Source organism: Caballeronia sp. LZ065 (genome assembly GCF_031450975.1).
In the GTDB taxonomy this organism is placed as follows: Bacteria; Pseudomonadota; Gammaproteobacteria; order Burkholderiales; family Burkholderiaceae; genus Caballeronia.
On sequence record NZ_JARUXV010000001.1, the window covers coordinates 2,315,961 to 2,338,885 of the forward strand.

The window sequence follows — 22,925 nt, forward strand, 5'->3', positions numbered from 1 at the left end:
GGAGACAATCATGAACGACGACAACATCCTCGCGCTCGAAAACGTCAGCAAGTACTTCGGCAAGGTGATCGCGCTGAACGGCGTCACCTTGCGGCTCAGGCGTGGCGAAGTGCACTGCCTGCTGGGCGACAACGGCGCCGGCAAGTCCACGCTGATCAAGACGCTGGCCGGCGTGCACGCGCCTTCGTCGGGCGACTATCTCGTCGATGGCAAGCCGGTCCGCTTCGAGTCGCCAAAGGACGCGCTGGATCTCGGCATTGCCACCGTGTACCAGGATCTCGCGCTGGTGCCGCTGCTCTCGGTCGCGCGCAACTTCTTCATGGGCCGCGAACCGCAGAAGAAGCGCTTCGGCGTCTTCAGCGTGATGGATCTCGATCTCGCCGCCGAGACCTCGCGCGCCAAGCTGGCCGAGATGGGCATCAACGTGCGCGATCCGCATCAGCCTATCGGCACAATGTCCGGCGGCGAAAAGCAATGCCTCGCGATTGCCCGCGCGATCCACTTCGGCGCGCGCGTGCTGATTCTCGACGAACCCACGGCGGCCCTCGGCGTGAAGCAGAGCTTCAACGTGCTCAAGCTGATCCACAAGGCGCGCGAGAAAGGCATCTCGGTGATCTTCATCACGCACAACGTGCACCACGCCTATCCGATCGGCGATTCGTTCACGCTGCTCAATCGCGGTCGCTCGATGGGCACGTTCACGAAGGACACCATCAGCAAGAACGAAGTGCTCGACATGATGGCCGGCGGCGCCGAAATGCAGCAGATGATGAACGAACTCGAAGGCGCGACGATCTGAGGACCCCAGCATGACCACTCTTTCCACCTCTCGTTTTGCTGCGGACCGCGAGCGCGACATCGTGTGCCTCGGGCGGCTCGCCGTCGATCTGTACGCGCAGCAGGTCGGCGCGCGGCTCGAGGACGTGTCGAGCTTCGCGAAGTATCTGGGCGGCTCGTCGGCGAACATCGCGTTCGGCTGCGCGCGGCTCGGTCTCTCGTCTTCGATGCTCGCGCGCGTCGGCAACGATCACATGGGCCGCTTCCTCACCGAAACGCTCGCGCGCGAAGGCTGCGACGTCAGCCACGTGCGCGTGGATCCGGACCGGCTCACCGCCCTCGTGCTGCTCGGTCTGGAAGACCGCGACACCTTTCCGCTCGTGTTCTATCGCGAGAACTGCGCGGACATGGCCGTGGACGAGGCGGATTTCGACGAAGCGTATATCGCGTCGTCGAAGGCGTTGCTCATCACCGGCACGCACTTCTCGACCGAACAGGTGAACCGCACGAGCCGGCGCGCGCTGGAGGTTGCGCGGCGTCACCAGGTGCGCACGGTGCTCGACATCGACTATCGGCCCGTGCTGTGGGGACTCACCGGCAAGGCCGATGGCGAAACGCGCTTCGTCGCGAACGAAGGCGTCACCGCGCACCTGCAACGCATCCTGCCGCTGATCGATCTCGTGATCGGCACGGAAGAAGAGTTCCGCATCGCGGGCGGCAAGGACCGCTTGACCGATGCCCTCGCGATGGTGCGCAAGGTCACGGGTGCGACGCTCGTCGTGAAGCGCGGGCCGCTCGGCTGCTCAATCATTGAGGGCGAAGTGCCCGCTTCCATCGACGATGCCCCCATCCACGGCGGCGTCGAAGTGGAGGTGCTCAACGTGCTCGGCGCGGGCGATGCGTTCGCGTCGGGCTTTCTCTCGGCATGGCTGCGCGACGCACCGCTCGAAGCCTGCGCGCGCGCGGCGAATGCATGCGGCGCGCTGGTGGTGTCGCGGCACGGCTGCGCGCCCGCGATGCCCACGCCCGCTGAACTCGACTACTTCCTAGCAGCCGCGCAAGAGGATCCGGTTCGCATGCGTCGGCCGGACCGCGATGCGACGCTGGCGCGGCTGCATCGCGTGAGTCCGGAACGCAAACAATGGGACGAAGTGCTCGGCTTTGCCTTCGATCATCGCAACCAGTTCTTCGATCTCGCGCAGCAGACCGGCGCGAGCGAGACGCGCATCGCGACGCTGAAGAACCTGTTTGTCGAGGCCGTCGCGCAGACGGAGAAGGAGTTGGGCCTCGAAGGCCGGATTGGCGTGCTGATCGACGACCGCTACGGCCAGGATGCGTTGAACGCCGCGACGGGCCGCGGCTGGTGGATCGGCCGTCCGGTCGAGTTGCCGGGCTCGCTGCCGCTGGTGTTCGACCATGGCCGCTCGATCGGCACGACGCTCGTGCAATGGCCGCGCGAACAGGTCGCGAAATGCCTCGTGCAATATCACCCCGATCATCCGCACGAACTGCGGCTCGAACAGGAAGCGCAAGTGCGCGCGCTCTACGACGCCGTGCAGGACAGCGGCCATGAACTGCTGCTGGAAGTGATCGTGCCGAAGAACGGGCCGCCCGTCGCGGACGACACGGTGGTTCGCGCGTTGAAGCGCTTCTACAACCTCGGCATCTACCCCGAATGGTGGAAGCTCGAAGCGATGAACGCACAGCAATGGCAAGCGGTGGATGCGCTGATCGCCGAACGCGATCCGTATTGCCGCGGCGTCGTGCTGCTGGGCTTGTCGGCGGGTGTCGAGCAGTTGCGCGATGGCTTCAGGGCCGCGGCGGACTCGACGACCTGCCGTGGCTTCACGGTCGGACGAACCATCTTTCATGAGCCGAGCCGGGCGTGGCTCTCGAATCAGATCAGCGATGCCGAATTGATCGCGCGCGTGCGGCATACCTTCGAAACGCTCATCGCCGCCTGGCGCGAGACGCGCGATACGTCCACGGCGTCCCTTCATACCCGACAGGAGCAGATCGCATGAACCAGCGAGCCACGCAACCGGAGACCGAGGTGTCGTCCACGGTTCGACTGACCGCCGCGCAGGCGGTCGTGCGCTATCTCGCGGCGCTGCGCACGGAGCATGGCGAGCCGCTGTTCGGCGGCGTGTTCGCGATCTTCGGGCACGGCAATGTCGCGGGGCTCGGCGAGGCGCTGTACCGTTATCGCGACGAACTGCCGACCTATCGCGCGCACAACGAGCAGGCGATGGCGCACAGCGCGATCGCCTATGCCAAGGCGCACATGCGGCGCCGCATGATGGCGGTGACGACGTCCATCGGCCCGGGCGCGACCAATCTCGTCACCGCGGCGGCGCTCGCGCACGTGAACCGCCTGCCGGTGTTGCTGCTGCCGGGCGACATCTTCGTGTCGCGCGCGCCGGACCCCGTGCTCCAGCAACTCGAAGAGAGTCACGACGGCGGCGTCTCCGCCAACGATGCGCTGAAACCCGTGTCGCGTTACTTCGATCGCATCGTGCATCCGGCGCAATTGCTGAGCGCCCTGCCGCGCGCGATCCGCGTGCTCACCGACGCGGCGCAATGCGGCCCGGTGACGCTCGCGCTGCCGCAGGACGTTCAGGCGATGGCCTTCGATTACCCCGCTTCGTTCTTCGCGCCGCGTGTCGTCGAGTTTCATGCGCCGGCGCCGCTGCCGCGCGAGATCGAACGCGCCGCCGCGCTGCTGCGCAACGCGCGCGAACCCTTGATCGTGGCGGGCGGCGGCGTGCTGTACGGGCTGGCGGGCGAAACGCTGCGCGCGTTCGCACACCGGCACGGCGTGCCCGTAGCGGAAACCCAGGCCGGCAAAGGCGCGCTGGCGTGGGACGATGCGTTGAATGTCGGCGGGATCGGCGTGACGGGCGGCTCGGCCGCGAACGAACTGGCGCATGCGGGCGACTGCGTGCTGGCGGTCGGCACACGGCTGCAGGATTTCACGACGGGGTCGAACACGCTCTTCACGCAGGCGCGGCTGGTTGCCATCAACGCCAATCCGTTCGATGCGCTGAAGCAGGACGCCGCCGCCGTGCAGGCGGACGCGCGGCTCGCGCTGGAGGCGTTGTCGGCGGCGCTTGGCGATTGGCGCGCCGCGCCGCAATGGACCACGCGCGCGCATCGTCTCGCCGACGACTGGCGCGCGACCGTCGCCCACTTGACGAACACGCCGCCCGACGCGGGCCAGTTGCCGCGTGAAGCCGACGTGATCGGCGCGGTGCAGCGATCGGACGCTGCGTCGCCCACGGGCGATATCGTCGTGTGCGCGGCCGGCACGCTGCCCGCCGACCTGCAGAAACTGTGGCGCACGGGCGCGCCGGGCGGCTATCACGTCGAATATGGCTATTCCTGCATGGGCTACGAGGTCGCAGGCGGCCTCGGCGTGAAACTCGCGCGTCCGGAGCGCGAGGTGATCGTGATCGTCGGCGACGGCAGCTATCTGATGATGAACAGCGAGCTGGCGACCTCCGTGATGCTCGGCGCCAAGCTGATCGTCGTGCTGCTCGACAACCGTGGCTTCGGCTGCATCAACCGGCTGCAGCAGGCCTGCGGCGGCGCGCCGTTCAACAATCTCATCGACGACTGCAAGCAAGGCGCGCTCGGCGCACCTACGATCGACTTCGCGATGCATGCGCGGTCGCTTGGCGCGCTGTCGGAACATGTCGCGAACATCGACGAACTACAGGCTGCCATGCAGCGCGCACGCACGGCGGATCGCAGCTACTTGATTTCCATCGACACCGATCCCGCGCGGCCGACCGAGGAAGGCGGCTGGTGGTGGGAAGTCGCGGTGCCGGAAGTGTCGGAACGCGCGGCGGTGGTGGCGGCCCGGGAAGCCTACGAGCGCGCGCTCAATGCGCGCGCCGGCGATGTACACATGAACGATGAGGATCCGACATGTCCTTGAACTCACGTATCGGCATCAATCCGCTGTCGTGGATGAACGACGACCTGCCTTCGCTCGGCGGGGAAACACCTTTGTCTACCGCGCTCGCGGAAGGCAAGCAGATCGGCTATGCCGGTTTCGAGCTCGGCAACAAGTTTCCGCGCGAGCCGCACGCCTTGAAGACGCTGCTCGCGCAGTACGATCTCGCGCTCGTGTCCGGCTGGTATTCGGGGCGGCTCGCGGCGCGCGGCGTCGAGGAAGAGATCGAAGCGGTGGGTCCGCATCTCGATCTGCTGGCGAAGAACGGCGCGACGGTCATGGTGTATGGCGAGGTCGCGGACTCGATCCAGGGCGCGCCGCGGCCGCTGTATCAGCGCCCGCGCTTCTTCTCGGACGCCCGCTGGAACGAATACGCCGAGCGGCTCGACCGCTTCGCCGAATACACGCTCTCGCGCGGCGTGCGTGTTGCCTATCATCATCACATGGGCGCGTATGTGGAAACGCCCGCCGACGTGGACCGCCTGATGGCGCTCACGAGCAACGCGGTGGGCCTGTTGTTCGATGCCGGGCACATCACTTTCGCAGGCGGCGATGCGCTGACGGAATTGAAGAAACATATCGGGCGCGTATGCCATGTGCATTGCAAGGACGTGCGTCCGGAGATCGTGAAGCTCGCGCGTAACCGCAACTGGAGTTTTCTGGATGCGGTCATCAACGGCGCGTTCACCGTGCCGGGCGATGGCGCGGTGGACTATCCGGGCATCATCGCGTGTCTGGCGGCGCATGATTACGCGGGCTGGCTGGTGGTCGAGGCGGAACAGGATCCGGTGATCGCGCCGAGTTACGCTTATGCGGAACGGGGCTATCGCACGTTGCGCGGGCTTGTCGACGGAATCTGCAAGGAGGCGGCATGAGCTTGCTGGTGAAGGCTTCGCGCGACGGCCAGACGATCGCGCGCGTGACGCCCGCTTCGGCGGGGTGGAAGCATGTCGGGTTCGCGGCGTATCGCGTGAGCGCGGGCGACGTGCTGCATGTGTACGATGCGGACCGTGAAAGCTGCATCGTGGTGCTGACGGGCACGGTGAGCATCGAGGCGGGCGACGAGCACTGGCAGTCCATCGGCACGCGCGACAGCGTGTTCGAGGACGCGGCGCCGCATGCCGTGTATGTGCCGCCGAAGCTGGCGGCCATCGTGCGGGCGGAACGCGATGCCGAGATCGGCGTGGCGAGCGCGCCGGCCAGGGGTGAGTATCCGCCGCGGCTGATCGAGCCGGCGCAGATGAAGCGCTCGACGCGTGGCAAGGGCGCCAATACGCGCTACGTGTGCGACATCCTTCCGCAGACCGAGCCGGCGGAGTCGCTGCTGGTGGTCGAGGTGCGCACGCCGGGCGGACATGCGTCGAGCTATCCGCCGCACAAGCATGACCGCGACGCCGTGCCGGCCGAGAGCGCGCTGGAGGAGACGTATTACCATCGGCTGGATCCGCCGCAAGGGTTTGCGTTTCAGCGCGTCTATACCGACGAGCGCGATCTCGACGAGACCATGGCTGTGGAGAATCACGACGTGGTGATGGTGCCGCGTGGGTATCATCCGGTCGTCGTGCCGTATGGCTATGACAACTATTATCTGAACGTCATGGCGGGCGACAAGCGGACCTGGCACTTCAAGAACGATCCGAAGCATGAGTGGATCGTGGAGCGGGATAGCAAGGGCTAGACTGAGGGTCGAGGGATGTCGCACGCTTCGGCATCCCAAGGGTTGATTATTTCAATACCGCACTCGATAAAGTCTTTTACGTTGCGCGTAGCGAGCGTGGCCCCGCAAGAACGCACAATGGCTGCGATCATCGCATCGAACTGGCTGATTGGTTTGCCTGCGCTCTTGCGTGAAGCCGAGATCTCAGCGAAGGCGTCGGCCGCGTCGTTATCGAAGCTCAGGACCCGGCCGGCGAAATCCTCGCTGAAAATGCTTTGTGTCGCATCCCAAAATCTCTGTCTGCGCGCGCCTGCTGGCATTGACCAGATTCCATAGAGAATCTCTCCGCGCGTAACCGCAGTCGTGAACAGCGCGGAGCGCGGCTCGTTTGCCAGCCAGTTGAGAACTCGAGCTTCCGGCACTGGACGCATCAATTCGGAGAAGACGTTGGTATCGAGAACAATCATTCATCAAAACCCGACGGATCGCGAATAGCCTCGCGCTTGTGCAGTTCCAGTTCAATACCACCGAGGGGTTCGATCCGGCCGCGGATCGAATCAGCCAGGTTTTTCCCGGCCGCGGGATCAGTCGACAGCGCCGCACGCAATATGTCACGCGCCTCGTCTTCCATTGAGCGGCCGTGACGGGCTGCTTGTCTGCGCAGCCGCGTTTCAAGTTGCTCGTCGATATCTTGAATGGTCATGGCCACCACGTCGGCCTCCTCGTCACAGTGATGCGGGTCTTCTCATGCCATATTAACTCGAAACAACAGAGCTACCGATCGAGAGCCACTGCTGGACAATCCCGGTGCGCTGCATGAGCGTTTCCATCGGCCCTTCGAACTGCACCGCCCCATGCCCCATCACCGCGACGCGCGCATCGAGCGCCCGCGCGATGCTCAAGCGCTCCTCGATCAGCAGCATTCCCACCCCGCGTGCGCGCAACAGCTTCAGACACTCCGCCACCTGCGCGAGCACCTGAGGCGCGATCCCTTCCCCGGGTTCGTCGATCACCACGAGCGACGGATCGCCCGCCAGCGTGCGCGCAAGCGCGAGCATCTGCTGTTCACCGCCTGACAACGCGCCGGCCTTCACCGCCGCGCGTTCACCCAGCACCGGAAACAGGCGATACGCGTCATCCTTCGTGAACCGCGTGCCGCGCCGCTCTCCGAGCAGCAGGTTCTCGCGCACCGTCAGCGCGGGAAACACGTCGCGAGTCTCTGCCACATAGCCGATGCCCAGCCGCGCAATCCGGTGCGGCCGCATCCCGACCAGCGACACCTCGCCATAACGCATCTCTCCCGCGCACTGGACGAGGCCCATGATGGCCTTCGCCAGCGTCGAGCGCCCTGAGCCGTTGCGGCCGACGAGCGCCACCGCTTCGCCGGCCTCGATGCGCAGATTCACGCCGTGCAGCACCTGCGCCGCGCCGTACCACGCGCATAGGTTGTCGATGCGCAATACGGCGCTCACGGAACGACTCCGCCGAGATAAGCCGCCTGCACGTCAGCGTCAGCGCGAATCCCGGCCGGCGTGCCGGTCGCGATTACGCGCCCCCGCACGAGCACCGAGATGCGGTCCGCGAGTCCGAACACCGCGTCCATGTCGTGTTCGATGACGAGCAACGTGCGGCCTTCCGTGATCGCCCGAATCAGCGCGAGTGCCCGCGCCGCTTCGGCGCGATTCATGCCGGCCGTGGGCTCGTCGAGCAGGATGAGCGGCGCATCGGTGGCGAGCGCGATGCCGAGATCGAGCGCGCGCTGCTCGGCATACGCGAGGCGCGCGGCGGGCTCGTCGGCGCGGTCGGCGAGGCCGATCGCATCGAGCATCGCGCGGGCGCGGTCCTCGACCTGCCGCGACGGCCACCAACGATCGATCAAACGCGACCCCGCCGCGCCCAACGCCGCGCAGCGCAGGTTGTCGAGCACGGACAAGCCGCCGAACACGCTGGTCGTCTGGAAACTGCGCGCGAGCCGACGCGCCACGCGCGGCGGCGAGCGGCCCGTGATGTCCACGCCCTGCGCCATGATGCGCCCGCCATCCGGACGCGTGCGGCCCGAGATGAGATCGAAGAGCGTCGATTTGCCCGCTCCGTTCGGGCCGATCAACGCATGCCGCTCGCCTTGCGCGACGCGCAAATCGACCCCGCGCAACACGTGGGTCGCGCCGAAGCGCTTGCTGATGCCGAACAACTCGAGCGCGGTGTTCATGACGCGGGCCGCACGCGGCGCGCCAGCCAGAAACCGAGCGCCGCGCAGGGCAGCGCCACGAGCCACGCGCCGGCGGGCAACGTGAGGGCGCCGGTCTGGCGCGCGTACAGCGTCTCGACGACCGCCACAGTCGCAACGCCCCACGCCAGCGCGCTGAGGCCGCCGAGGCACAACGTGCGCGGGTCGCGCCGCACCAGTCCCGCGACACCTTGCGGCGCCGCGATCACGACCCATACGAAGAAGAGTCCGAGGTACATCGGCCAGGCGGCGGTGATGTTCGCCACGGCGACGCTCACAAAAGTCAGCAGCACCGTGCCCACGATCGGCCCAAAGAACGTCCCCGTGCCGCCGATCACAGTGGCGACGAGCACGCTCGTCGAGCGCGCAAGACCGACGCTTTCCGCCGACACCAGTTCGACATTGATCAGCCCCATCACGCCCGCGACGCCCGCAAAGAACGCCGACACGACCAGCATCGTGAAGCGCACTCGCGCCGGCGCGAAGCCGATCGCGGCGGCGCGCGCGGGGTTGTCGCGCACGGCGTTGGCGAGGCGGCACAGCGGCGTGCGCGAGAAGGCGTACAGCGCGAGCACGGACACCGCGCACCAGCCCGCGATCAGCGCATACGCCTCGCGCGGCGGCCCGAAAGACCAGCCGAACACCGGCGGGCCGCTCGCCCTGTCGATGGTCACGCCGCCCTCCCCGCCGAACCATCCCGGCACGAGCCAGACGCAGGCCGCAATCAGTTCGCCGATGCCGAGCGTGATCATCGCGAACGCCGTGCCGGCGCGTTGCGTCGAGATGAGGCCGAAGACCGCGGCGACGCCCATCGCGACCATGCCGCCAGCAAGCGGCAACAGCGGCAACGGCAGGCCCGCGCGATTAAACACATGCGCCGCTGCGAACGCGCCGAGGCCGGCATACACCGCGTGCCCGAAGGACAGCAGACCGGTTTCGCCAAGCAGCAGGTTGTAGGACAGCGCGAAGACGATCAGCGTCGCGGTCTGCGCGAGATACGCGAGCAACCATGACTGAGTGGAGAACATCGGCGGCAATGCGAGCGCCGCGAGCAACGCGATATAGGCAAACATCGCGGGCCTGATGGACTTACGCATCGCGGCTGCGCTCGCCGAAGAGTCCGCGTGGCCGCGCGGCGAGCATCGCGACGAGCAGCAGGTAAGGCAGCACGGGCGCGAGTTGCGTCACCGTCAGCGCGCCCCACGCGGGCGGCAGCATCACGCCGAACACGGCGGCGATACTGCCCGCCGACACGCTCGCGCTCACCGCGAAGGTCTGCGCACAGCCGATCAGCAATGACGCGACGAGCGCGCCATACAATGAACCCAGCCCGCCGATGACCACGACGACGAACACGATCGGGCCCATCGCATCGGCCATGCCGGGTTCGATGACGGCCAGCGGCGCGCCGATCACGCCGCCCAGCGCGGCGAGCGCGGTGCCGGCGGCAAATACCGTGGTAAAGACGCGCGGCACGTCGTGGCCGAGCGTTTCGACGGCGGCGGGATGCGTCAGTGCCGCGCGCACGACGAGACCCATCCGCGACGTGCGCAGCATGAGCCACAGCGCGCCCAGCATGACGATAGCCACGGCCATCATGAACACGCGATAGCGCGCGAACGACGCGCCATATAGCGTGAAAAGCGGGCCCTCCAGCACATCAGGAATGGCTGCGGGCAACGGCCCGAGACCCCAGACGAGCTTGACGGCTTCGCCGATCAGCAGCGCCGCGCCGAAGGTCAGCAGCAGTTCGGCGAGCGCGCCGCGCGCATGCACACGGCGCAACAGCAAGCGCTCGAACAACGCGCCCGCCAGCCCGACGAGCACCGGCGCCGCGACGAGCGCCAGCCAGAAGTTGCCGGCAGCCGCGAGCGTCTGTCCGACATAGGCGCCGAGCATATAGAAGCTCGCGTGCGCGAAGTTGAGCACGCCGAGCATCGAGAAAATCAGCGTGAGTCCGGCGGACAGCATGAACAACAGCAAGCCGGTGCTCACGCCGTTGAGCAGATTCACGCTGAACCACTGGAGCAAGGCGCGGCCTCAGCGAGCGAGCAGCGGCTTCAGCGCAGCGACGAGCGGCGCGGGCAGCGCCACGGGCCGGCGCGTCACGCGATCGACGTAGACGTGCACGAAATGCCCTTGCGCGGCGGCTTCGTCGGCGCCCTGCGCGAAGATGGCCACTTCGTAGCGCACGCTCGTCGTGCCAAGCTTCTCCACGCGCAGGCCCGCCTCGATCGGCTCCGGAAACACCACCGGCGCGAAGAAGTTGCAGCGCGTCTCCACCACGAGGCCGATGGTCTCGCCCCCGCTGTAGTCGAGCACGCCGTGACGCAGCAAGTACTCGTTCACGACGGTGTCGAAATAGCTGTAGTAGACGACGTTGTTGATGTGCCCATACACGTCGTTATCCGACCAGCGCGTGCTGATCGACAGGAAATGCGCATAATCCGCGCGAGTGGTTCGGACAGGTTTGGTCATCGTGGCATGCGCGTCGGGACGCGGGACGGTCGGCGTGGCGCCATGTTAGGAGCGGCCCGCCGGACGTGTCAATCCGGCGCGGCAGAGAGGTTCGAGGCTAGTTTGCCGCGCCCGTGCACAGCGCACGGACCTCATCGGTGAAACGATCGACCGTCTCTTCGCGCGTATCCCACGCACACATCAGACGGCATCCGCCCGAACCGATGAACTGATAGAAGCGCCAGCCCTTCGCGCGCAACGCCGTGGCAACCTGCGCCGGCAATTCGGCGAAGACCGCGTTGGCCTCGGGTTCGAACATGAGCCTCACGCCGGGAAGGCCGGCGAGACGCGTGGCCATCCGTTGCGCCATCGCGTTGGCGTGGCGCGCGTTGCGCAGCCAGACGTCGTCGTCGAGCAGGCCCAGCCACGGCGCGGAGATGAAGCGCATCTTCGAGGCGAGCTGTCCCGCCTGCTTCAGGCGATACGCGAAATCGGCGGCGAGCGCGCGGTCGAAGAACACCACCGCTTCCCCCACGGGCAAGCCGTTTTTCGTGCCACCGAAGCACAGCACGTCGACGCCCGCGCGCCACGTGATCTCCGACGGATGCACATTCAGGCTCGCCACCGCGTTCGCGAAGCGGGCGCCGTCCATGTGGACCTTCAGGTGCCGCCGCTTGGCGATCGCCGCGATCGCGCGGATTTCCTCGACCGTATAAACGGTGCCGACTTCCGTCGCCTGCGTCAGCGCGACGACCTTCGGCTTCGGATAGTGGATGTCGGCGCGTCGCGTGACGATCTCCTCGATCGCGTCGGGCGTGAGCTTGCCGTTCGCGCCCTGCGCCGTGAGCAGCTTCGAGCCGCCCGAGAAGAACTCCGGGCCGCCGCATTCGTCGGTTTCGATATGCGCGAGCTCATGGCAGATCACCGAGTGATACGACTGGCACAGCGACGCCAGCGCCAGCGAGTTTGCCGCCGTGCCGTTGAAGACGAAGAACACTTCGCAGTCGGTCTGGAACAGGTCGCGGATGCGGTCGCAGACCTGGGTGGTCCAGGAATCGTCGCCATAGGCGGGTTCGTGACCGCTGTTGTTGGCCTGGATGAGCGCCTTGAGCGCTTCGGGGCAAATGCCCGCGTAATTGTCCGAGGCGAAATGCTGGGTCGTGTCCGTGGGCGCTGTCATGAGAAGCGGAGGGCCGGGAATCGTGATGAACGGACGCGCGCAGATGACAAGCGCGTCCGGCGATCCGGCCATTCTAGCGGCTTGGAGCGGCGGCGCGCCCGATCCGTCGGACGCGCCGCCGGAAGCCCTGCTGCAAAAGACTTACTTGCTGTTCGGCGCGCTGGCCGCGTTGGCTTCCTGCGCCTTCTTTTCCTTCTTGCTGGCTTCGTGATGGCCGATTGCACAGCCACCCACGGCGCCCACCGCGCCGTGCTTGCCGGCCACATGCCCCGCCACGCCGCCCACGGCTGCGCCTTCGATACAGCCCTTCGCCTGAGCAGCGCCTGTTGCAACCAGCATGGCCGAAGCCAGAACGATCGATGCGAATGTGCGATTCATCGTGTGTCTCCCTTGAGTTGTTGTGAACCCTGAGTGCGTTGCACGCGATGTGCCTGACAGGCTGTAATAAAAAACGGCCCGATCTGAACCGATCGAGCCGTTCCTTGCGAGCGCTGAAAACGCTCAGAGCTGCTGCTGCACCCACGCCGTCACGCCGGCGAGCGCGGCCGGCAGCTTGGCCGGCTCGGTGCCGCCTGCCTGGGCCATGTCGGGACGGCCGCCGCCCTTGCCGCCCACCTGCTGCGCGACAAAATTGACGAGCTCACCCGCCTTGACCTTCTTCGACGCATCCGGCGTCACGCCCGCAATCAGGCTGACCTTGCCGCCGTCCACCGACGCCAGCACGATCGCCGCGTGCTTCAGCTTGTCCTTCAGCTTGTCGACGGTTTCGCGCAGCGTCTTCACGTCGGCGCCTTCGAGCTGCGCGGCGAGCACCTGCACGCCCGCCACGTCGACCGCCTGCGATACCAGTTCGTCGCCCTGGCTCGCCGCCAGCTTCGACTTCAGCGCGCCCAGTTCCTTCTCCAGCGTCTTCACGTGCTCCTGAACCTGCGCGATGCGCTGTGTCAGTTCCGCCGGCTGCGCCTTCAGCACGCTGGCCGCCGCGTTGATGCGCTGATCGAGTTCCTGCACGTAGCGCACGGCGTTGTCGCCGGTGATCGCCTCCACGCGGCGAATCCCCGCCGCCACGCCGCCTTCCACCACGATCTTGAAGAAGCCGATGTCGCCGGTACGCTGCACGTGCGTGCCGCCGCAGAGTTCGCGCGAGAAGCCGAGGTCGAGCACGCGCACCGTGTCGCCGTACTTCTCGCCGAACAGCGCCATTGCGCCGCCCTTCACCGCGTCGTCGTAGGCCATCACGCGCACCACGCCCGGCGCGTTCGCGAGAATTTCGTTATTGACGATCTGCTCGACGCGGCGAATCTGGTCATCCGTCATCGGCGCATTGTGCGCGAAGTCGAAGCGCGTCTTGTCGGCATCGACGAGCGAGCCCTTCTGCTGCACATGGCCGCCCAGCACGTCGCGCAACGCCTCGTGCATCAGATGGGTGGCCGAATGATTGCGCGCGGTGCGGGCGCGGCGCACGCCGTCGATCTCCGCCTTCACCACGTCGCCCACCTTCAGCGTGCCCTGTTCCACCGTGCCATGATGGCCGACGACATCCGCCTGCACCTTCAGCGTGTCCGCGACGGCAAAGCGCACGCTGGCGTTCGCGAGCACGCCCTGGTCGCCGACCTGGCCGCCGGATTCCGCATAGAACGGCGTGTGATCGAGCACCACGACGGCCTGCTGGCCGTGCTGCGCCTCGTTCACCGTCACGCCGTCCACATACAGCGCGAGCACCTTCGCGTCGTCGAAGATTTCCTTTTCGTAGCCGTGGAACGTGGACTTCGCGCCCGAGTACTCAAGGCCCGCCGCCAGCTTGAACTTGCCCGCCGCACGCGCCTGGTCGCGCTGACGCGCCATGGCGTCGTCGAACGCGGGTTCGTCGACCGTCACGCCGCGCTCGCGGCACACGTCCGCCGTCAGGTCGAGCGGAAAGCCGTAAGTGTCGTGCAGCTTGAACGCGAGTTCGCCGTCCAGCTGCTTTACGCCCTTCTTGTCCAGTTCGGCCAGCTCGCCTTCGAGGATCGACATGCCGTTCTCGATGGTCTCGAAGAAACGCTCTTCCTCCTGGCGCAGGACGTCGGTGACGCGCTGCTGCGCGTCCGCAAGTTCCGGATAGGCCGCGCCCATTTCCGCGACCAGGTCCGCCACCAGCTTGTGGAAGAACGCGCCCTTCCGGCCGAGCTTGTAGCCATGGCGGATCGCGCGGCGCACGATCCGGCGCAGCACGTAACCGCGGCCTTCGTTGCCGGGGATCACGCCGTCGACGATCAGGAACGAGCACGCGCGGATGTGATCCGCAATGACCTTCAGCGAGTTGTTCTCCAGATCCGCCGTGGCCGTTTCACGCGCCGCGGCTTTGATGAGGGTCTGGAAGAGATCGATTTCGTAGTTGCTGTGCACGTGCTGCAGCACGGCGGCGAGGCGCTCGAGGCCCATGCCGGTATCGACGCACTGCTTGGGCAGCGGCGTCATGTTGCCCTGCGCGTCGCGGTTGAACTGCATGAACACGAGATTCCAGATCTCGATGAAGCGGTCGCCGTCTTCTTCCGGCGATCCCGGCGGGCCGCCCCAGATTTCCGGGCCGTGGTCGTAGAACACTTCCGAGCACGGGCCGCACGGGCCGGTGTCGGCCATCTGCCAGAAGTTGTCGGACGCGTAGCGCGCACCCTTGTTGTCGCCGATGCGGATGATGCGCTCGACCGGCACGCCGATTTCCTTCGCCCAGATGTCGAAGGCTTCGTCGTCTTCCTGATAGACCGTGACGGTGAGCTTCTCCGCCGGCAGCGCGTAGACCTTGGTCAGCAGCTCCCAGCAGTAATGGATGGCGTCGCGCTTGAAATAGTCGCCGAACGAGAAATTGCCCAGCATCTCGAAGAACGTATGGTGCCGCGCCGTGTAGCCGACGTTCTCCAGGTCGTTGTGCTTGCCGCCCGCGCGCACGCTGCGCTGCGCGGTAGTCGCACGCGAATACGGCCGCGATTCCGCGCCCAGGAAGACGTCCTTGAACTGGACCATGCCCGAATTGGTGAAGAGCAGCGTCGGGTCGTTGCCGGGCACGAGGCTCGACGAACGCACGATCGTGTGGCCCTTCGATTCGAAAAACTTCAGGAATTTCTCGCGTATTTCGGCGGCTTTCATAGCGTACGGGGCGTGTCTTCGGTTCTTTGATGGTGCCCGCGGGCGGCTCGCTCATGAATCGACGGCAAGCCCGGCCGGCGTGGCGAGGGTGACTGTCGATTATACGGGATTCGTCGCGTCCGGCCGGGCGGGCGGCGCGCCGGCGCAGGCTCGCGCATGCCCGTGCCGCCGCCGTCACACTGCCTTCGGTATCGCGCGCGGCGCGGTTCTGTGCGACAGTCGCGAAACCGGCGGCCGGCGCCGTCAGACGCCGCTGCAGCCACGAAAGCCACGAACAAGAGGAAGCGAAAGACGAATGGGAGCCTTGAGCCATATCCGCGTGCTGGACCTGACCCGCGTGCTCGCGGGACCGTGGTGCGCGCAGACCCTCGCCGATTTCGGCGCGGACGTCATCAAGATCGAACGGCCGGAAACCGGCGACGACACCCGCCAGTGGGGCCCGCCCTATCTCCGGACGCCCGCCGGCGAGGACACCCGCGAGGCCGCGTACTACCTCGCGGCGAACCGCAACAAGCGTTCGGTGACCGTGGACATCGCGACGCCCGAAGGCCAGCGCATCGTGCGCGAACTGGCCGCGCAGAGCGATGTCGTGCTGGAGAACTACAAGGCCGGGCAGTTGAAGAAGTACGGGCTCGACTATGAATCGCTGAAGGCCATCAAACCGGACCTCGTCTATTGCTCGATCACGGGCTTCGGGCAGTCCGGACCCTATGCTGCGCGTGCGGGTTACGACTTCATCGTGCAGGGGATCGGCGGCTTCATGAGCATCACCGGCGAGCGCGACGGCCAGCCGGGCGGCGGCCCGCCGGGCGGCGGCCCGCAAAAGGCGGGCGTGGCGATCGCCGATCTGATGACCGGCATGTATGCGACCGTCGGCGTGCTCACGGCGCTCGCGCATCGCGACCGTACCGGCGAGGGGCAATACATCGACATGGCGCTGCTCGACGTGCAGGTCGCGATGCTCGCCAACATGAACACCAACTTCCTCGCGAGCGGCAAGCCGCCGGTGCGCTGGGGCAATGCGCACCCCAACATCGTGCCATACCAGACGTTCCAGACCAGCGACGGCTGGATCATCGTCGCGGTGGGCAACGACGGGCAGTTCCGCAAGTTCGTCGAAGCGGGCGGCTGCGCGCATCTCGCCGACGACCCACGCTTCGCGGCCAATCCGTCACGCGTGCGCAATCGCGAAGTGCTCGTGCCCCTGCTCGCCGACATGGTGCAACGTCAGGGCAAGCATGAGTGGATTGCGCAGCTGGAGGAAGCCGGCGTGCCGTGCGGGCCGATCAACGATCTCGGCGAGGTGTTCGAGGACCCGCAGGTGCTGGCGCGCCGGATGCAGATCGATCTGCCGCATCCGAGCGGCGGCACGGTGAAGCTGGTCGCAAGCCCGATCAAGATGAGCGCGACGCCGCCCGAGGCACGTTCGCATCCGCCGCTGCTCGGCGAGCACACGGAAGGCGTGCTGGCCGAACTGCTCGGCTATGACGAGGCTCAGATTGCGGCGTTGCGGGCGTCGAAGACGATCTAGCCCGAGGGCGGCGCCCGTGAATCAGCGCACGCCCGCGCCGATCACGCCGCCCGCCGCCGCGCCCGCGACCGTGCCGATCGGGCCGCCCGTGACCAAATAGCCAAGCGCGCCGCCCGCAGCGGCGCCCACGCCCGCATGGGCCTGCTGGCGCGAGACGGCGCAGGCCGCGAGGCTCGACACGAGTGCCGCTGCGGCGGCGAGCTTGAAAGTGGTGGCGAGGATCCGCTTCATGATGAGCTTCCTTGTGTTGTCGTTGTGATGTGTTGTGCTTGTATGCTGAAGAAGCGCGTCGCAAAACGCCCGTGCTTCAAGCAGTCGAGCCGATCATAAAAGCCCGTGCGAGCGCCTTTCAACGCGATTTACGTCCGGTTACGGCGGTTACGAAGCGCGCCGCACGCCGTAATCGGTGTAATGAAACTCGCGGGCACGCAAGGCAGCGGGCATCGTCCACGCAGTCCCCACGCAGCCCGCACGCATCGCCGGAAGCCAGCGGTTGCGTAAGGTAGAATCGACCCCATCTTCAAGGCATTCGTACGCGTCCCTGCCCGTCTCGCGGGAACGCTTCCCGAACCGTTTCACGCGCGCGAGCGCATCCGCTGGCACTCTTTTTCGCATGAACACCGATCGCAACGACGCCCCGGCCCCCTCCAATTTCATTCGCAACATCATCGAAGACGACAACCGCTCCGGCAAATGGTCGCAGCGGGTCGAGACGCGCTTTCCGCCCGAGCCGAACGGCTATCTGCATATCGGCCATGCGAAGAGCATCTGCGTGAACTTCGGCCTCGCCGCGCAATACGGCGGCGTGTGCCATCTGCGCTTCGACGACACGAATCCGGAGAAGGAAAGCGTCGAGTACGTGGATTCCATCATCGACGCCGTCGAGTGGCTCGGCTTCGAATGGAACAAGAACGGCCGCGAGCACAAGTACTTCGCGAGCGACTACTACGACAAGCTGTACGAATACGCCGAGATGCTCATCAAGAAGGGCCAGGCGTATGTCGACAGCCAGACCGCCGAAGAGATGCGCGCCACGCGCGGCTCGGCCACCGAGGCCGGCATCAATTCGCCGTACCGCGACCGCACGCCCGACGAGAACCTCGACCTGTTCCGCCGCATGAAGGCGGGCGAGTTCAAGGAAGGCGAGCACGTGCTGCGCGCGAAGATCGACATGGCCTCGCCGAACTTCAACATGCGCGACCCGGTGATCTACCGCATCCGTTTCGCGCATCACTACCGGACCGGCGACACCTGGTGCATCTACCCGATGTACGACTACGCGCACTGCGTCTCGGATGCGATCGAGAACATCACGCACTCGCTGTGCACGCTGGAGTTCGAGGATCACCGTCCGCTGTATGACTGGTTCCTCGCGCAACTCGCCAACGACGGCGTGTTTCAGCGTCCGCTGCCGCAGCAGATCGAGTTCTCGCGCCTGAATCTTACTTACGCGATCACCAGCAAGCGCAAGCTGCTGCAACTCGTGCAGGAAAATCACGTCGAGGGCTGGGACGATCCGCGCATGCCGACCATCGTCGGCGTGCGGCGGCGCGGCTTCACGCCGGAGAGCATCCGGCTGATGGTGGAGCGCGTCGGCGTGACCAAGGTGGATTCGTGGATCGACATGAGTGTGCTGGAAGGCGCACTGCGCGACGATCTCGACGAGAAAGCCCCGCGCGCGATCGCCGTGCTCGACCCGCTCAAGCTCATCATCGACAACTATCCGGAAGGCCAGAGCGAAGCGTGCAGCGCGCCGGTGCATCCGCATCATCCGGATCGCGGCGTGCGTTCGTTCCCGTTCTCGCGTGAATTGTGGATCGAGCGCGAGGACTTCCAGGAAACGCCGCCGAAGGGTTATTTCCGCCTCTTCCCGGGTAACAAGGTGCGCCTGAAATACGGCTTCGTGGTGGAGTGCACGGGCGCGGACAAGGACGAGCACGGCAACGTGACCGCCGTGCACTGCAACTACTTCCCGGACAGCCGCTCGGGCACCGAAGGCGCGAACAACTACAAGGTCAAGGGCACGATCCACTGGGTCAGCGCGGCAACCGCGTATGCGGCCGAAGTGCGTCTCTACGATCGCCTGTTCAAGGAACCGCAGCCCGGCGCGGGTGGCGCGGAGTTCCTGGACGCGCTCAACCCGGATTCGAAGCGCGTGGTGAACGCGTATCTCGAGCCGAGCGCGCGCGAAGCGAATGCCGAAGACCGCGTCCAGTTCGAGCGGCATGGCTATTTCGTCGCGGACCGCGTGGATTCGCAGCCGGGCAAGCCGGTGTTCAACCGCATCGTCAGCCTGCGCGACAGCTGGGGCAAGCCGGCCTGACGGGCTCGCTGTAAAGAAGACACAGAAGACGCGCCGCGCGGCCACGCGGCGCGCTGTTGTAGCGGGTTTCAGTCGTCGCACGCCGCTCCTCACGAGGACATCATGAAGCTGCCGCATGCCTTCGCGCACGGGTTCCGGGCGCATCGAAGCGCCGCCCTCGCCTGCCTGATCCTGCTCGTCTGCGCCCGCGCGCAGGCCACGAGCGCCGCGGAGACGACCCGCGCCAACGCCGCCGTGGATCAGTTGCCGCCTTCCGCTACGCTGCGCAAGATCGCCGAGAACGGCGCGATCGTGCTGGGCACGCGCGAGTCGTCGGTGCCGTTCTCGTACACGGTCAAGCAGCAGCCGGTCGGCTATTCGTATGCCATCGCGCTCCGGATCGTCGACGAAATCAGGAAGCGGCTCGACATGCCCAACCTCGCGGTGAAGAACGTGATGGTCACTTCGGCCAACCGCATCTCATACGTGGTGAACAATCAGGTCGACCTGGAATGCGGCTCCACCGCGCATGTCGCCGACCGCGAGCCGCTGGTGGCGTTTTCGAACAGCTTCTTCCGCTACGGCATCCGCATGGCGGTGAAGAAGAAGTCGGGCATCCGCGATTACGCCGATCTCGCCAACAAGACAGTCGCGACCACTGCCGGCACGTCCGATGAACGCATGCTGCGGCAGATGAGCATCGACAAGAAGCTGAACCTGCGCATCATCAGCGCGCGCGATCACGCCGAGGCCTTCGCCGCGCTGCGCTCCGACCGCGCCGTGGCCTTCGTCATGGACGACCCGCTGCTGTACGGCAAGATCGCGCAGGAGGGCAACGCGCGCGGCGAGTATCTCGTGACCGGCGCGTCGCTGGCGAACGAGGCCTATGGCTGCATGATGAGAAAGGGCGATCCGGTGTTCAAGAAGATCGTCGACGACGTGATCGCCGGCATGCAGCGCTCCGGCGAAGCGGCCAAGCTCTACGACACCTGGTTCATGAGCCCGATTCCCCCGGACGGCGTGAACCTTCAGTTCCCGATGTCGCCGGAAATGAAGCTGCTCTTCGACCATCCCAACGACCGCACGCTCGACTGATCAAAGCGTCTCGTGCAGGTCCGCGAGCGACAGCGTGGTCTGGAACAGACGCGTGAGGCTGCGGCTCGCGAACCGGTCGACATCGCCCGGACTGACCCAGCGGTACGCATCCATCTCGGGGATCATCGTGCCGTCGCCGTAACGCGGAAAGTAGGATTCGCACACGCAGTTTTCGAGCTGCACTTCGTCGTCGCCGACGCGCACGGCAAACAGATGCAGGTCCTTGTCGCGGCGATAAAGAAAGCGCCCGAGATCTTTCAGCCGCTCAGGCGCGAGCACGATGCCGGTTTCCTCGACGAGCTCGCGCAACGCCGCCTCGCGCGGGCTCTCGCCGGGATCGGACGCGCCCTTGGGCACGTCCCAGTGCGTGGTTTCGGTGGCGTGACACAGCAGCACGTCGCCCTGTGCGTTCAGCATGACCACGCCGCATGACACGGTGCGGTGGGTCATGCGCGGCTCGCCCCGTTGCGCGTGCTTCGGTTTGTTCTTCTGCTTGCCCGGTTCATCGCGCCTTCACTGCTTCTTCAGCTTCCATTTGCCGTCGCTGGCCTTGCAGGCGGTCGGCGTCCAGGTCTGGGTCTGCCCTTTCGCGTGCGCGACGAGCTCGACCTTGCGGCACTTCATGCCGTCGGACTCGAAACTGCTCTGCGGCGTGACCGTGCCGTTGACCGGCACCGGATTGCCGGCGCCCTTGTTGTCCCAGTCGAGCGATTCGCCGTTCTGCTTGGTCTCGAGCGCCTTCTGCGCGGCGTTGTTGAGCGCCTGCAGGTCGCGCTGCTTCATGTAGGTGATCGGCGTGTTGTTCAGGAAGCCGAGGTTGGCGGCTTGTGCCGTGGTGCCGGCGATGACGCATGCGCCGGCCGCAAGCGTCAGCGTCAGGCGAGCCAGGGCTCGGGATGGATTCGGCATTGGGTTCTCCTCGTCGCGGATGAGTATGGCCGCCTGCACGTTCACGCACACGTGCAACCACAGCGGCAACGGCGATACACCAACGTCAGCCCGCGAGAGCGGGCCGCAACGAGAATAGCATGATGCGCGGGGTTCGGCCGCCGCGCGGGGCGGGGATACGCCTCGGGCGGCGCTTCCGGTCGCCCGCTCAGTTCGACACCGACTTCATCTCGCCGATGCCCGTCCCCTTCTGCGCGTCCTGGTCCTTTGCGGGATCGTAGCCGTCGGTGAGCGTGCCCAGGAACGCCACGACATCCTTGATCTCGGCTTCGTCGAGCGCCGGCTTGTCGCCCTTCTTGCGGTCGAAGGGCGGCTCGGTGTTGATGTTGTCCCAGTACTTCTTCGGCAGGTCGTCGAACTTCTGGACCGCGCCCGTCTTCGACACCGGATAGAACTTCTCCGGATTCGTATCGCGTTCGACGTAGAAGCGCACCACGTCGTCCAGCTTGTGATAGATGCCGTTGTGGAAGAAGGTCTTGCGCGTCGCGACGTTGCGCAGCGACGGCGTGCGGAAGATGCCGCAGTACTCATCCTGCTCCTTGAGATCGGTTCGCTCCGGACCGCACGCGCCAAGATCGTGATACTTCGGGTTGCGGTTGACCGGCAGCGCCCGATTGCGCGGCACGCCGAGCGCGATCAGACCGAAGTCGCTGAACTGCGGCGGCGAGCCATCCTTCGCGCGCGTGCTGATGTGACAGGCCGCGCAGTTGCCCTTGCTCTCGTCGTTGAAGAGTTGCAGGCCGCGCATCTCGGCGTCGTTGAGCTTCGCGCGGCCGGCAAGGAACGCGTCGTACTTGCTCGTGTACGGATAGAAGCGCTCAGGGCTTTGCTCGAAGGTTTCCAGCGCGACCAGCACCGCGGCGAACACCCGCTCGTCGTTCTGGAAGACGTCGGCGCCATAGGCCTGGCGAAATGTGTCGGCATAAGGCGAGGCCTTCACCGCCGCCGCGACCTTCGCCGGCGTGCTGCCCATTTCGAACGACGACAACAGCGGAATGCGCGCCTGATCCGCGCCATGATCCACGCGGCCGTCCCAGGTGAGGCCGCCGGTAGGACCGGCATCGACGCTTTCGTCGCCTTCGTCGTCCGAGTCGTGGAAGTGCCGCGTGAAGGCCGGCACGCTCTGCAGATACCTGAGCGACGGCACCGCGCGAATGCCCGTCTGATGCATGTCGCTGCCGCCCAGTTGCACCGAGAGCGCGTTGGGCGGACCGAACGCGTGCTGCGGGCTGTGGCACGACGCGCAGGCGAGCTTGCCCGAGCCGGACAGCGAGGGATCGAAGAACAGCTTCTCGCCGAGCACGGTCATCTGCTTGACGTGAGCGAAGACCTCGGCGCGCGACTGCGGTTGCGCCGCGACTTTGACGACGGCGTTTTTGCCTGCGCTGGCCGCTGCCGCGTTCGTTCCCGTGTTGACGTCGGCCGCATGGGAATCGCAGCCGCTGAGCGCCGCGGTCAACGCAGCAAGGGCGAGCGAGCAGAGAACGAAAGGAAAACGCATCGAAGACATGGGCTTGAAAAAGCGAATTTGAAAGATGCCGAAGCGTATGTCGAACGTGTGTCTTTCATGTGACAGCGCCGTCTTCCCCGTTGCGCCTGCGTCTCCGCCCAAAAATTATTAATTGCAGATTACGTAATCGAAAGCCTTATTACATGTTCGCGTCAAA

The 22,925-nt window shown here is 66.0% G+C and carries 22 protein-coding genes; 8 read left to right on the forward strand and 14 right to left on the reverse strand.

Going from position 1 to position 22,925, the window contains the following annotated elements; translation table 11 throughout:
- The first annotated feature begins 10 nt into the window (after positions 1–10).
- Genes QCE63_RS10625 through iolB form a run of 5 tightly spaced genes read left to right on the forward strand, consistent with a single transcriptional unit; the run spans position 11 to position 6,413 of the window.
- Positions 11–799 (forward strand): ATP-binding cassette domain-containing protein, encoded by a 789-nt coding sequence (locus QCE63_RS10625; protein WP_309832768.1) that lies wholly within the window; start codon positions 11–13, stop codon positions 797–799.
- 10 nt (positions 800–809) lie between these two features.
- Positions 810–2,801: a 5-dehydro-2-deoxygluconokinase gene (gene iolC, locus QCE63_RS10630; protein WP_309832770.1), complete on the forward strand. Its 1,992-nt coding sequence runs from the start codon at positions 810–812 to the stop codon at positions 2,799–2,801.
- Positions 2,798–4,717, forward strand: a complete 1,920-nt coding sequence (gene iolD, locus QCE63_RS10635) for a 3D-(3,5/4)-trihydroxycyclohexane-1,2-dione acylhydrolase (decyclizing) (protein WP_309832772.1) — start codon at positions 2,798–2,800, stop codon at positions 4,715–4,717. The genes iolC and iolD overlap by 4 nt, the downstream gene beginning before the upstream one ends.
- On the forward strand, positions 4,708–5,610 hold the full coding sequence (gene iolE / locus QCE63_RS10640) for a myo-inosose-2 dehydratase (protein WP_309832773.1): 903 nt from the start codon (positions 4,708–4,710) through the stop codon (positions 5,608–5,610). Before iolD ends, iolE begins: the two co-directional genes overlap by 10 nt.
- On the forward strand, positions 5,607–6,413 hold the full coding sequence (iolB, locus tag QCE63_RS10645; protein ID WP_309832775.1) for a 5-deoxy-glucuronate isomerase: 807 nt from the start codon (positions 5,607–5,609) through the stop codon (positions 6,411–6,413). Before iolE ends, iolB begins: the two co-directional genes overlap by 4 nt.
- On the opposite strand, the gene QCE63_RS10650 is transcribed toward iolB, so the two are convergent.
- The 10 genes from QCE63_RS10650 to alaS form a co-directional block, all read right to left on the reverse strand.
- Positions 6,410–6,859 (reverse strand): type II toxin-antitoxin system VapC family toxin, encoded by a 450-nt coding sequence (locus QCE63_RS10650; protein ID WP_309832776.1) that lies wholly within the window; start codon positions 6,857–6,859, stop codon positions 6,410–6,412. The genes iolB and QCE63_RS10650 overlap by 4 nt on opposite strands.
- Positions 6,856–7,095 (reverse strand): FitA-like ribbon-helix-helix domain-containing protein, encoded by a 240-nt coding sequence (locus tag QCE63_RS10655; protein WP_309833767.1) that lies wholly within the window; start codon positions 7,093–7,095, stop codon positions 6,856–6,858. Before QCE63_RS10655 ends, QCE63_RS10650 begins: the two co-directional genes overlap by 4 nt.
- Before the next feature lie 52 nt (positions 7,096–7,147).
- A complete protein-coding gene (locus QCE63_RS10660; protein WP_309832777.1) occupies positions 7,148–7,864 on the reverse strand; it encodes an ABC transporter ATP-binding protein in 717 nt (238 codons plus the stop codon).
- On the reverse strand, positions 7,861–8,601 hold the full coding sequence (locus tag QCE63_RS10665) for an ABC transporter ATP-binding protein (RefSeq protein WP_309832778.1): 741 nt from the start codon (positions 8,599–8,601) through the stop codon (positions 7,861–7,863). Before QCE63_RS10665 ends, QCE63_RS10660 begins: the two co-directional genes overlap by 4 nt.
- Positions 8,598–9,716, reverse strand: coding sequence for a branched-chain amino acid ABC transporter permease (locus QCE63_RS10670; protein WP_309832779.1), 1,119 nt, complete (start codon positions 9,714–9,716; stop codon positions 8,598–8,600). Before QCE63_RS10670 ends, QCE63_RS10665 begins: the two co-directional genes overlap by 4 nt.
- Positions 9,709–10,590, reverse strand: a complete 882-nt coding sequence (locus tag QCE63_RS10675; RefSeq protein ID WP_309833768.1) for a branched-chain amino acid ABC transporter permease — start codon at positions 10,588–10,590, stop codon at positions 9,709–9,711. Before QCE63_RS10675 ends, QCE63_RS10670 begins: the two co-directional genes overlap by 8 nt.
- A 69-nt stretch (positions 10,591–10,659) precedes the next feature.
- Positions 10,660–11,097 (reverse strand): thioesterase family protein, encoded by a 438-nt coding sequence (locus QCE63_RS10680; RefSeq protein WP_309832780.1) that lies wholly within the window; start codon positions 11,095–11,097, stop codon positions 10,660–10,662.
- A 97-nt stretch (positions 11,098–11,194) separates the two neighbouring features.
- Entirely contained in the window at positions 11,195–12,256 is a 1,062-nt protein-coding gene (locus QCE63_RS10685; protein WP_309832782.1) for a low specificity L-threonine aldolase, read from the reverse strand.
- A gap of 141 nt (positions 12,257–12,397) precedes the next feature.
- Positions 12,398–12,634, reverse strand: a complete 237-nt coding sequence (locus tag QCE63_RS10690) for a hypothetical protein (protein WP_309832784.1) — start codon at positions 12,632–12,634, stop codon at positions 12,398–12,400.
- A 123-nt stretch (positions 12,635–12,757) separates the two neighbouring features.
- Positions 12,758–15,382 carry an alanine--tRNA ligase gene (alaS, locus tag QCE63_RS10695; RefSeq protein ID WP_309832785.1) on the reverse strand — a complete coding sequence of 875 codons (2,625 nt, stop codon included), beginning with the start codon at positions 15,380–15,382 and terminating at the stop codon, positions 12,758–12,760.
- A 295-nt stretch (positions 15,383–15,677) separates the two neighbouring features.
- Here alaS and QCE63_RS10700 point away from each other — a divergent pair, with 295 nt between their 5' ends.
- On the forward strand, positions 15,678–16,913 hold the full coding sequence (locus QCE63_RS10700; protein ID WP_309832786.1) for a CaiB/BaiF CoA-transferase family protein: 1,236 nt from the start codon (positions 15,678–15,680) through the stop codon (positions 16,911–16,913).
- A gap of 21 nt (positions 16,914–16,934) precedes the next feature.
- On the opposite strand, the gene QCE63_RS10705 is transcribed toward QCE63_RS10700, so the two are convergent.
- On the reverse strand, positions 16,935–17,144 hold the full coding sequence (locus QCE63_RS10705) for an ornithine carbamoyltransferase (protein WP_309832787.1): 210 nt from the start codon (positions 17,142–17,144) through the stop codon (positions 16,935–16,937).
- Between the two features lie 382 nt (positions 17,145–17,526).
- On the opposite strand from QCE63_RS10705, the gene QCE63_RS10710 reads away from it, so the two are divergent.
- Complete coding sequence (locus QCE63_RS10710; protein ID WP_309832788.1) at positions 17,527–19,236, forward strand: glutamine--tRNA ligase/YqeY domain fusion protein; 1,710 nt, start codon at positions 17,527–17,529, stop codon at positions 19,234–19,236.
- A 102-nt stretch (positions 19,237–19,338) separates the two neighbouring features.
- Positions 19,339–20,310: a transporter substrate-binding domain-containing protein gene (locus tag QCE63_RS10715; protein WP_309832789.1), complete on the forward strand. Its 972-nt coding sequence runs from the start codon at positions 19,339–19,341 to the stop codon at positions 20,308–20,310.
- Here the strand turns inward: QCE63_RS10715 and QCE63_RS10720 are convergent, their stop codons facing one another.
- From QCE63_RS10720 to QCE63_RS10730, 3 genes are all read right to left on the reverse strand, one after another.
- Entirely contained in the window at positions 20,311–20,760 is a 450-nt protein-coding gene (locus tag QCE63_RS10720; RefSeq protein WP_309832791.1) for an NUDIX hydrolase, read from the reverse strand.
- A 63-nt stretch (positions 20,761–20,823) separates the two neighbouring features.
- Positions 20,824–21,219 carry an RT0821/Lpp0805 family surface protein gene (locus QCE63_RS10725; protein ID WP_309832792.1) on the reverse strand — a complete coding sequence of 132 codons (396 nt, stop codon included), beginning with the start codon at positions 21,217–21,219 and terminating at the stop codon, positions 20,824–20,826.
- 187 nt (positions 21,220–21,406) lie between these two features.
- Positions 21,407–22,768, reverse strand: coding sequence for a cytochrome c peroxidase (locus QCE63_RS10730; RefSeq protein WP_309832793.1), 1,362 nt, complete (start codon positions 22,766–22,768; stop codon positions 21,407–21,409).
- Between the last annotated feature and the right edge of the window lie 157 nt (positions 22,769–22,925).

Bases quoted from the DNA above. Each gene is read 5' to 3' on its own strand.
- QCE63_RS10625 (WP_309832768.1), top strand. From the start codon at position 11: ATGAACGACGACAACATCCTCGCGCTCGAAAACGTCAGCAAGTACTTC.
- iolC (WP_309832770.1), top strand. From the start codon at position 810: ATGACCACTCTTTCCACCTCTCGTTTTGCTGCGGACCGCGAGCGCGAC.
- iolD (WP_309832772.1), top strand. From the start codon at position 2,798: ATGAACCAGCGAGCCACGCAACCGGAGACCGAGGTGTCGTCCACGGTT.
- iolE (WP_309832773.1), top strand. From the start codon at position 4,708: ATGTCCTTGAACTCACGTATCGGCATCAATCCGCTGTCGTGGATGAAC.
- iolB (WP_309832775.1), top strand. From the start codon at position 5,607: ATGAGCTTGCTGGTGAAGGCTTCGCGCGACGGCCAGACGATCGCGCGC.
- QCE63_RS10650 (WP_309832776.1), bottom strand. From the start codon at position 6,859: ATGATTGTTCTCGATACCAACGTCTTCTCCGAATTGATGCGTCCAGTG.
- QCE63_RS10655 (WP_309833767.1), bottom strand. From the start codon at position 7,095: ATGACCATTCAAGATATCGACGAGCAACTTGAAACGCGGCTGCGCAGA.
- QCE63_RS10665 (WP_309832778.1), bottom strand. From the start codon at position 8,601: ATGAACACCGCGCTCGAGTTGTTCGGCATCAGCAAGCGCTTCGGCGCG.
- QCE63_RS10670 (WP_309832779.1), bottom strand. From the start codon at position 9,716: ATGCGTAAGTCCATCAGGCCCGCGATGTTTGCCTATATCGCGTTGCTC.
- QCE63_RS10675 (WP_309833768.1), bottom strand. From the start codon at position 10,590: ATGCTGTCCGCCGGACTCACGCTGATTTTCTCGATGCTCGGCGTGCTC.
- QCE63_RS10680 (WP_309832780.1), bottom strand. From the start codon at position 11,097: ATGACCAAACCTGTCCGAACCACTCGCGCGGATTATGCGCATTTCCTG.
- QCE63_RS10685 (WP_309832782.1), bottom strand. From the start codon at position 12,256: ATGACAGCGCCCACGGACACGACCCAGCATTTCGCCTCGGACAATTAC.
- QCE63_RS10690 (WP_309832784.1), bottom strand. From the start codon at position 12,634: ATGAATCGCACATTCGCATCGATCGTTCTGGCTTCGGCCATGCTGGTT.
- alaS (WP_309832785.1), bottom strand. From the start codon at position 15,382: ATGAAAGCCGCCGAAATACGCGAGAAATTCCTGAAGTTTTTCGAATCG.
- QCE63_RS10700 (WP_309832786.1), top strand. From the start codon at position 15,678: ATGGGAGCCTTGAGCCATATCCGCGTGCTGGACCTGACCCGCGTGCTC.
- QCE63_RS10705 (WP_309832787.1), bottom strand. From the start codon at position 17,144: ATGAAGCGGATCCTCGCCACCACTTTCAAGCTCGCCGCCGCAGCGGCA.
- QCE63_RS10710 (WP_309832788.1), top strand. From the start codon at position 17,527: ATGAACACCGATCGCAACGACGCCCCGGCCCCCTCCAATTTCATTCGC.
- QCE63_RS10715 (WP_309832789.1), top strand. From the start codon at position 19,339: ATGAAGCTGCCGCATGCCTTCGCGCACGGGTTCCGGGCGCATCGAAGC.
- QCE63_RS10720 (WP_309832791.1), bottom strand. From the start codon at position 20,760: ATGACCCACCGCACCGTGTCATGCGGCGTGGTCATGCTGAACGCACAG.
- QCE63_RS10725 (WP_309832792.1), bottom strand. From the start codon at position 21,219: ATGCCGAATCCATCCCGAGCCCTGGCTCGCCTGACGCTGACGCTTGCG.
- QCE63_RS10730 (WP_309832793.1), bottom strand. From the start codon at position 22,768: ATGTCTTCGATGCGTTTTCCTTTCGTTCTCTGCTCGCTCGCCCTTGCT.